The sequence below is a fragment of the Actinomadura sp. 7K534 genome (assembly GCF_004348575.1).
GTDB lineage: Bacteria > Actinomycetota > Actinomycetes > Streptosporangiales > Streptosporangiaceae > Spirillospora > Spirillospora livida.
Genome location: NZ_SMKB01000061.1, coordinates 25,230 through 33,982, shown reverse-complemented (window position 1 = coordinate 33,982; position 8,753 = coordinate 25,230). Strand labels below are relative to the sequence as shown.

Sequence of the window (8,753 nt, the reverse complement as noted above, 5' to 3'; positions counted from 1 at the left end):
AGGTGTGTATAAGAGACAGCCCCCGCTCCACCAGCCGCTTCAGCTTGGCGCGCAGCCCCTCCCGCTTGGCCGCCTCGTCCGCCACGCCCATCGCCGCCAGGATCTGCCCGGCCCGCATCGCCCCACCGGCATCGGCCATGATCTCCACCGCGTCCCGGTACGCCTGCGGCAACACCTGCGCCGACATGCCCGGCCGCCACGGCGGCACCGTCACCACACCACGCACCAACGACGGCGCGTCCACAGGTTCGACCGGTTCGACCGGTTCGACGGGCCGGCCCTCACCCGCGGGCGCCGGCACCGGCGGGACGGCCCCGCCCAGGATCTCCTCCACCGTCTCCCGCGTGATCAACAGCCGCGACAGCCGGTCTTCCTCGGCTTCCAGCCGTGACTCCAACCCGGCGATCTGCTCACGGATCTCCTCGATCCGCTGCCGGACCCCGGCCTCACGCCGCGCCAGCTCATCCAGCAACGAACCCATCGCCGCACCGCCTCACCACGCCTACACCCACGGTAAAAGGCGGACACACGATCAACCAGTACAACCACGAAAACCCAGGTCAGATACTCACTGAGAACGAGCTACACCCATCGCAGAATGTGTGTTGCTTGTGTCGATGACCCGGGCTGCGAGTGCACCGAATACAAGCCCGAGGACGGTCCAGATGATCGCGGTTGTGGCGAGTGAGGCTATTCGGAACCGCCACAGCACGGCGGCGGGGTAGTCGGCTGGTACTTCGTTGAATCCGGGCAGCGTGATTGAGGCGATGCCGACCAGCACCAGGAACACGCCGCCGCCGATGAGGGTGGCGTTCCACACCCCGAGGCGGGCGGTCAGGCGGCGCGCCGTCTGGGTTGCGATGACCACGGCGATGATGCTGACGGTGATCAGGGCCAGGTACGAGACCGTCCGGCTCCCGATGGTGTCCTCGTGACCGACCGCGGGCGGGTTCGCCGGATACTTCGTGAACGGCACCAGTCCGACGAGGACGAATCCCGCGCCCGCCAGCAGCGCCGAGAGCGGACGAGCCGTCAGCTCTCCTAGGCGTCCGTGGAGTCCGGCGAAGACCAAGGCGAAGATGCCGCCGATCGCGATGCCGAAGAGTGCGAGCGCGACGGACAGCCCAAGAGTCTCCTGCACGCCGCGGGACACGGCCGACTCGGCGGCCTCGTGTACGTGCGGGCTTGCTCCGGCCACGTGCGAGTGTGCGGCGCCGGCCTGGTCATGGCCTTCTTCGTAGCTGATGGCATCGCGGATCGCTGGTTCGCCGACGAACCAAGCGAACACGGTGGCCACCATGCCTGCGATGAGCCCGGCCAGCATGCCTCGGATGAGAAGTGCTCTGATCACTGAGCCCTCCTGGGCGGGCAATCAGTGGCAGGGGGAGCCGACGATGTGGCGACCATCGTGCATGAACTCGTGAATGGCCGAGCCGCTGAACAGGGAAGTGGCGCCCTGCTCCGCTCCGACGAAGTAGAGGATGGTGAGGCCGAGGACGACGGCGAACAGCGCCCACGGGACGATCTCTCGCAGGGGTAGCCGAATGGGAGCGGGGCGGGCAGAGGTCGCGGGGGGCACCAGATTGGCCATGCATTCTCTCCTCTTCGATCCTGCCATCCGCACCGGAAAGGATCTTCCGTGTGCTGGCGCACTTCATACGCACTCGGACTCTAACACGCCTTCGCCTAGTTGGTCACGGCTCTAGTGAAGATCATTCTTTAATGGTGCAGCAGGCGCCCTTGTGGCATCGGCCGCATCGAGGCATGTGAATGAGAGTTGCATTTTTATTGATCACCGCCCGTGTATTTCGGCTGAGTGTCGGCCGAGGGACGCCTGCCCGGGATTTCTGCAGCAGGTGACGCAGTTATCGGACAGGCGGCCGTGCTCGTACTCCCGGCCCTGGAACGAAGCCGCGACTGAACTGGGGCGAGCCGGGACGTCCCGGATGGCGCCGGTTCAGCCGCGGACCTCCTTGCCGGACGCGTGCCGCCCTTGATCCGGCCCCGTGCGGCACCGCCGACGGGATCGCGTGTTGTCGGCGGCGGGTCGGTGCGGCCTACGGTGCGGTCCGGTGATGGGCGGGCGCTATCGGTGCTGTGTGACGCCCGGTTCGCTCACGGTGGTGTGGTCATGAGCGGCGGCGGGGGCGACGAGCCCCTCGGCGAGCCTGGCGTTCAGATAGGAGGCGGCAGTATCGCTCAGTTCGAGGACCGGACCGCTGTTGCGGCCGGCGTCTACCGAACGGTCGGGTCGGGTTTCTGCTGCGCTTTTCATGGCACACCCCTGTTCATCACAGTGAGCCGCGTCCGCAGTACCTGTGCCGGTCCGCTCTGGGGAGACGCGACCGATTGGCGTCAAGAGACTAGCATGCTCACTTGCGGCGGAACAGGCGCGTGGACATGCTGACGCGCCATCATCATTACCTTGTGGTAAGGGTGGTCTGTGTGATCTGCTAGGGCGTGGGATGCGCCTTGCGCACAAAGCGTTGGAGTTGCGTTCTAATTCCGGTAGCGACGTTCACGTAAATTCTGGTTGTCCGAATTTGTGATCACGTGATGTGTCAGGATGGCGGTTTCGGGCTCTGTTCACGACGGGATGGAAGGTGCCGGTTCTCAGCAGCAGCCTTCGCACTGCCCCGGCGGCGGAGACCGCGAGACGTGCGTGGGAGGTGGCCCGTCGGCTCGGTGTGACACGCTGTGCCGACGCGACCTGGCTGGACCGGGTGGGTATTCCGGTCTACTCGGCGACCAGACCGGATGCGGCCGCCGTCATCGTCACCGCGGGCAAGGGAGGAACGTCGGATGAGGCGCGCGCCGGCGCTTTGATGGAGGCCATCGAACTCGCGGTGGCGGAGCGGTCGGCGGCGGAGGCGGATCGGCGGGGCGACCTCGTGCGGCTCACCGCGCGCAAGGCGGTGGACCGGGGCGGTCCCAGCGTCGGGAGTCTGTGTCCGGTCCTGGGCAGGAAAGTCGACCCGGATCAGGAGTTCGCCTGGGTGCGGACGGCCGAGGCCATTTCGAGTGGCGACTTCCTCGTCCCCGCAGAACTGGTCTTCCACCCCTGCCCGCCTCAGTTGGCGGCCGGCCTGTGGGGATCCACGACCACTGGGCTGGCATCCGGCAACAGTCCCGATGAGGCCGTCCTGCACGGGCTGTGCGAAGTCATCGAACGCGACGCCTTGTCATTCGAGACGGTCCGGTCGGATTCGCTGCTGGTAAGTCCTGCGCAGCTGCCGGCTGTCCCGGCGATGATGATGGAACGGATTCAGGATGCCGGCCTCAAGGTATGGCTTCGCCTGGTGCCCACCCCTCTCGGACCTTGCTTCTCCAGCCTGGTCGCCGACGACGATCTGGCCTCGCCGCTCGCGTGCAACGGGGGTTACGGCTTCCATCCGGTAGCGGCGATAGCCGCAGCTCGCGCACTCTGCGAGGCCGCCCAGTCCCGACTGACGTATATTCAGGGCGCGCGAGATGACCTGGAGGCGACGGTGGAGTTCATCGACTCCTTCACCGCAGAGAAGCGGCGTGCGTACCGGGACAAACTCGTGGCCGGCTTTGCTCGTGATGATAAAACGATAGATTTCGCAGACATTCCCACCGCCCAGTTGTCATCGATTGCAGAGCTTCTCGCGGACCTGCTCGAACGGTGCCGAGCGAATGGATTAGATCGAGTGGGGGTTTATCGGTACCCGCCGTTGGCGCGGCCATTCACGGTGGTCCGAGTGACCGTGCCCTTCGCGGAGCATTTCACGCAGGCCACCCACCGGGTCGGGGTGCGCCTTGCGGAGATGGCCGACATGGTCCTGGACGAGAGCACGTGACGATCACGAGGCCCGTCGGCTACACGTTCCTTGGACCGACCGCCCACGGTTTCGCCCGCGACAGGTTCCAGGGGCCGAGGATGGTCGTCCTGCCCCCGGTGCAGCGCGGTGACGTCGCCGCGCTCGTAACCGGAACGAAAGGCCCTCCGGGTGATCTTGTCATTGTGGACGGCCGCTTCGGTGACGTACTCGCGGTGGGCCACCGCGAGATTCTCGCAGCGCTCGACGCCGGGTGGCAAGTCTGGGGCCTGGCATCCATGGGCGCGATACGCGCGGCAGAGCTGTCCAGCCACGGGATGCGGGGGTCCGGGGTCGTGTACCGGTGTTTCGCCGACCGGATGATCCCGGACGACGAGGTCGCGGTCCTGCACGGGCCGGAACCGGAGTACCGGCCGCTCAGCGAATCCATGATCGACCTCAGATCGTTTCTCACCCATCTGGCCGCCAGAGGGATTCTCCGGCCGCAGCAGGCGGACGAAGTAGCGGCCTTGCTGGCCGGCCGGTGGTTCGGGGAGCGCACGACGACCGCCCTCGTGGACCTGTGCGGCCAGGTCGCCGGCCCGAGCGTCATGCCCGGTGTCCGGGATGCGCTCCAGGCGTTGCCGCGCCACCGCGTGAAGAGTGCCGACCTGCTGAGGTTCTTCCAGGCGGAGTCGTGGCGGTGGAGTTGACCGCAAGAAGCCTCACACCGCCGCGTCCTGCCGGCCCGGCCGCGCTTCCCGGACGGTAGCACCGGCCGATCGCCGCAACGCGCCCTGCCGGGTTAAAGCGAAACTCGCGGGCGCAGCAAGTCTCTTTGGGGACCTTTGCCGTCTTCTGGAGTCAGGTGACGGACTCTTGTGTCAGAAGACGTCATGTGGCGCTTGGTGGCGGGTAGCAGCCCGACATCGAACTTCGCGGTCCTTCCTGCTTCCAGTTCACGGTGACCGGAAGTCGTCCACACGTATCGTCTCGGGGAGAGTTGGTTGGCGATCTGGCAGTTGACACGAGTCGGGCGGAGCCCCGACGGCCGTGTCATCGATAAGAACGTAGTGCGCGGGCTCTCGGTCGCAGGGACCGGCGGGCCCCGTGTGCCGTTGCGAAGCCGGCTGGCGGCCCTGTGACCGCCGAAGCGGCCGCGGCGCTCGGTGCGCCACAGCCGAGATGCACCATCACCGTGTGCCGGGGCTGTTGCTGCGGTACTGACCGGAGAAATCCAGGAGTCGACCACGACCGGCTGGAGAGACGCCTCCGCCGCCAACTGGCATGCGATGTCCGGCTGCGCTACACCGACTGCCTCGGACCCTGCACCCAAGCGAACGTCATCATCGTCAACCCGTCCGCACAAGGCCGGGCGGCCGGCGGCCGGGCGGCGTGGCTCGGGCGCATCCTGGACACGGACGCGGTCGATGACATCACAGCCTGGGCCAACGCGGGCGGTCCGGGAGTGGCCAATCCTCCGGCGACGCTGAACCTGTATTCATTCAAACCGGCCAGGCACGGCCGTTGAGAGGTGCATCACCGACTCGGTGATGAGCGGCTCCTGCGTTGCATGCAGGTCGATTCCATCCCTTCATTACGGCAATGTACGGCAAAACATATCTGGTGGTTGTCGACGACCCGGAAGGGCATGAGAAAATCGCGTCAGGACGAGAAACGAACCAACGTGAAGAGGAAGGGGTGAACTGGTGTCGGGCTTCGAGAAAAGACTGGCATGCGTTATCGGTGCGGATGGCGGAGTCGTTCGCGGCTACCTAGTGGAAGGCTGCGCCTTCGACGGCGTGAACGAATACGTCGTCGACTGGGGGGTGCCGCTGTACGGCGGCGATGCCAAGACCAACTTCGCCGCCACGATCGGCAGTGCCGAAGGCGAGACGGTGGAGCCAGGACTGATCACAGTCGGCCTGGGCGAAGGACAGAATCAACTGAGGGTGCGCACTTACGCCCCGGACGGGATCCCGGCGCCCCGGCCCTTCCATATCGCCTGCTTCAGGGACCAGTGAGTTCGGTCGAACCGGCCGATCCGTACCCTGTCGCCTCATCCGGGCAAGTCAAGTTTCGTTTGCACTGCCCTTTGACTACCGCACGGTTGAAGGCACGCGTCCCCGGTAAGTGAAGCCGGTGACGAACTCGCTTTAGAAGGGAGATCGCATGTCGAGGATGCAGTACGACACGCTCCTGGACAAGGTCCGGCATCTGAATCCGGAGAACCGCGAGGTCCTGGACTCGCCGTACACCATCTCGAATGAGGAGTACCACACGCTGACGTCGGTCGTTCACGACGTCGGCGGCGAAACGGACTGGCCCCAGCCGTACCTGCCGAAGGGCGAGACGGAATGGGAGATGAACACCTACCTCACCTGCGAATGCCTGGGGTGGCGAGGGGCCTGGAACTCGGAGATGCGGCGGCGGGCCGAGAACGACCTCGGCAAGACGCAGTACTACGGCATGCCGTACTACGGCCGCTGGATCACGGTGGCCGCCAAGACGCTCGTCAACAAGGGCCTGCTCACGACCGACGAACTCGGCAAAAAGATCGATGAGGTCCGCGAACGTCTGGAGAGCAAGTGATGGCCACTCCCAAGTTCAAGATCGGTGATCGGGTGCGGGTCCGCAACCAGACCACCCTCTTCCACACGCGCACGCAGAAGTACACCCGAGGCCGCACCGGTGTCGTGGCCGAGCACCGCCCCGAGTGGGTGATCCCCGAAGACGAGGCCTGGGACCGGCTGGAGAACGGCCGCCACGAGCCGTTCTACGTCGTCCAGTTCAAGCAGACGGAACTGTGGCCGGACTACTCCGGCTACCCCGTCGACACGCTCACGTCCGAGTTCTCGGAGCGCTGGCTCGAGGCCGTCGACGGCAGGGAGGAAACATGAGCGACAGCCACCACGACGGGCACAACACGTTCCCGGTGGCGGACAAGGTCAGCGAGTTCGAGGTCCTCGAACTGGCAGTCCGTGAACTGTGCATCGAGAAGGGCATCTTCTCGGCCGAGGACCACCGCACCTTCGCCGAATGGGCGGACGGCGTCGGCCCGCACGGCGGATCGAAACTGGTCGCCAAGGCCTGGACGGACCCGGCGTTCAAGGAGCGCCTGCTCCAGAACGGCACCGGGGCGTGCAAGGAGGTCGGGATCGACTGGCTGCACCCCACAGGCACCGGCACCCCGAGCGACTACACCTTCTTCTACGTGCTGGAGAACACGCCGCGCGTACACAACGTGATCGTGTGCACGCTGTGCTCCTGCTACCCGCGTCCCGTCCTCGGCATGTCGCCGGACTGGTACCGCACCCCGAGCTACCGGCGCCGGATGGTCCGCCGGCCGCGCGAGGTCCTCGGCGAGTTCGGCCTCCACCTGCCGGCGGACGTCGAGGTGCGGGTGCACGACTCGAACCAGAAGTCGCGGTTCATGGTCATGCCGATGCGGCCGGAGGGGACCGACGGGTGGAGCGAGGAGCAGCTCGCCGAAATCGTGACGCGCGACACCATGATCGGTGTGGCGCTGCCGAAGGTCGGCCGTACCGAGGACACCGGTTCGCTGGCCGCTCAGAAGGTGGGGATCAAGGGATGAGCGACCCGTCCCGAACCTACGACATCCTGATGGAGACGCTGGACGACATCGGGGAGCGTACGGACACCTCGCTGCGCTGTATCGAGCATGAGCCGGAGGTCTGGGAGAATAGGATGCAGGCCACCTGCGAGGCGCTGTCCAAGAACGGTGCGCTGGACAACCTGGAGCGCCGCCGACTCGAGGACCGGATGGGCGAGTCGCTGTACGTGCGGTTCCCGGTCCAGACGAGGTCGGCGCTCACGGTGGCGCACACCCTCATGGACCGCGAGGTGTTCACTGAGGAGGAACTGCGGGCCAAGATGAAGGGCGTGCGCGCCAAGCTCGAAGAAGTGTGACGGATCCGCAGCCGTGATCGCCGTGGGCGCGCCAGGACGCAGGCCCACGGCGATCAACGGGTCCGGCGGCCATGCTGCCGGTCGTCGTGCTGGGGTGGTGCGCTCTGCCGGTAATACCGACACCATGCCCCCAGGGCGGAGGATCCGTGGACCGGTCGCGAACAACGCTGCGATCAGCTGCTCGATCGAGGTGGCGGCGTCCTGCCGGTATTCAACCGGGGAGTGGTCCGCTTGGCCTGGGCGCTGCACGCTGCCGGTGAGAACCGGTACGTGCCGCCGGACCTGACGCGCACCACAGATGTGTGTCTGTATCGCAGGCAGTCTTTGTCAACCCCACTTCTCGGCGTTGGCCCGCTGTGCGGTGAGAAAGGATATGGCTGCGACCACGATCAGCACCACGGCCGCACACCACAGGGGGGCCGCTACCGTGACCTTTCGGATGAGCAGAGTGCCGATTGCAGCGCCCAGCAGCAACGCGGCAATCGAGGAAAGTCTTCGTGCGATTCGTTCTTTTGCCTCAGCACGATCGGCGACGAGGGCAGTGAGCGTGGTCGTGACCACGATGGTCCGAAAGTCAGGTACCTCCAGTCGGCGCACGATCGCGTACTGCCATCCCATGGACACGGCGAGAACGCTGATCGCTGGGTAACGCCCGAACTCGTGCGCGTGGCCGAGGCTCATCACGACCAGTGCAGCTGCGATAAGGGCGCCCGCCTGCGTGGCCGTGGCTGCACCGAGCAATCGACCTCGGTGTGCGATCCGGTTGAAGGCCAGATGCCCGCCGACCACCGCTCCGACGCAGAAGCACACGGTCGACACCGTGGTCGGCAGGATCTCGCCCGCCACCCCTTTGCTGCCGCCCAAGCCAAGACCAAGAAAGATGATATTGCCTGTCATGTTGGCGACGAAGACATTGCCGAGTTCAAGGAAGCTGACCGCATCCACCAATCCGGTCATGACCGTGAGAAGCACGAGCAGCGGCGGCAGCGGTCCATGGTCTCGAGGTTCAGGCACTCGTGCATCCTTGCAGGCTGCAGGCGCGAC

The 8,753-nt window shown here is 65.9% G+C and carries 12 protein-coding genes; 7 read left to right on the top strand and 5 right to left on the bottom strand.

The window, feature by feature from the left end; all coding sequences use genetic code 11:
• The 4 genes from E1266_RS15065 to E1266_RS15050 all read right to left on the bottom strand — a co-directional run.
• Nucleotides 1–481, bottom strand: a 481-nt coding sequence (locus tag E1266_RS15065; protein ID WP_132047290.1) for a hypothetical protein, incomplete at its 3' end; no start/stop codon positions are given.
• An 87-nt stretch (nt 482–568) separates the two neighbouring features.
• A complete protein-coding gene (locus E1266_RS15060; RefSeq protein ID WP_132047288.1) occupies nt 569–1,351 on the bottom strand; it encodes a CbtA family protein in 783 nt (260 codons plus the stop codon).
• Nucleotides 1,352–1,372: 21 nt separating this feature from the next.
• Complete coding sequence (locus E1266_RS15055; RefSeq protein ID WP_132047286.1) at nt 1,373–1,591, bottom strand: CbtB domain-containing protein; 219 nt, start codon at nt 1,589–1,591, stop codon at nt 1,373–1,375.
• Between the two features lie 495 nt (nt 1,592–2,086).
• Entirely contained in the window at nt 2,087–2,275 is a 189-nt protein-coding gene (locus tag E1266_RS15050) for a hypothetical protein (protein WP_132047284.1), read from the bottom strand.
• A 328-nt stretch (nt 2,276–2,603) separates the two neighbouring features.
• On the opposite strand from E1266_RS15050, the gene E1266_RS15045 reads away from it, so the two are divergent.
• The 7 genes from E1266_RS15045 (at nt 2,604) to E1266_RS15010 (ending at nt 7,709) form a co-directional block, all read left to right on the top strand.
• Nucleotides 2,604–3,821, top strand: coding sequence for a YcaO-like family protein (locus E1266_RS15045; RefSeq protein ID WP_165966090.1), 1,218 nt, complete (start codon nt 2,604–2,606; stop codon nt 3,819–3,821).
• Nucleotides 3,818–4,492 (top strand): TfuA-like protein, encoded by a 675-nt coding sequence (locus E1266_RS15040; RefSeq protein WP_132047280.1) that lies wholly within the window; start codon nt 3,818–3,820, stop codon nt 4,490–4,492. Before E1266_RS15045 ends, E1266_RS15040 begins: the two co-directional genes overlap by 4 nt.
• A gap of 996 nt (nt 4,493–5,488) precedes the next feature.
• Complete coding sequence (locus tag E1266_RS15030) at nt 5,489–5,803, top strand: hypothetical protein (protein WP_132047276.1); 315 nt, start codon at nt 5,489–5,491, stop codon at nt 5,801–5,803.
• Between the two features lie 148 nt (nt 5,804–5,951).
• Nucleotides 5,952–6,371 (top strand): SH3-like domain-containing protein, encoded by a 420-nt coding sequence (locus tag E1266_RS39870; RefSeq protein WP_132047274.1) that lies wholly within the window; start codon nt 5,952–5,954, stop codon nt 6,369–6,371.
• A complete protein-coding gene (locus E1266_RS39865; protein WP_132047272.1) occupies nt 6,371–6,679 on the top strand; it encodes an SH3-like domain-containing protein in 309 nt (102 codons plus the stop codon). Before E1266_RS39870 ends, E1266_RS39865 begins: the two co-directional genes overlap by 1 nt.
• A complete protein-coding gene (gene scnC, locus E1266_RS15015; protein WP_132047270.1) occupies nt 6,676–7,374 on the top strand; it encodes a thiocyanate hydrolase subunit gamma in 699 nt (232 codons plus the stop codon). The genes E1266_RS39865 and scnC overlap by 4 nt, the downstream gene beginning before the upstream one ends.
• The gene (locus E1266_RS15010; protein WP_132047268.1) at nt 7,371–7,709 is read left to right on the top strand and encodes an SH3-like domain-containing protein; all 339 of its coding nucleotides are present in this window, start codon (nt 7,371–7,373) and stop codon (nt 7,707–7,709) included. The genes scnC and E1266_RS15010 overlap by 4 nt, the downstream gene beginning before the upstream one ends.
• A 327-nt stretch (nt 7,710–8,036) precedes the next feature.
• Here the strand turns inward: E1266_RS15010 and E1266_RS15005 are convergent, their stop codons facing one another.
• Nucleotides 8,037–8,723 (bottom strand): YoaK family protein, encoded by a 687-nt coding sequence (locus E1266_RS15005; protein WP_207945655.1) that lies wholly within the window; start codon nt 8,721–8,723, stop codon nt 8,037–8,039.
• Between the last annotated feature and the right edge of the window lie 30 nt (nt 8,724–8,753).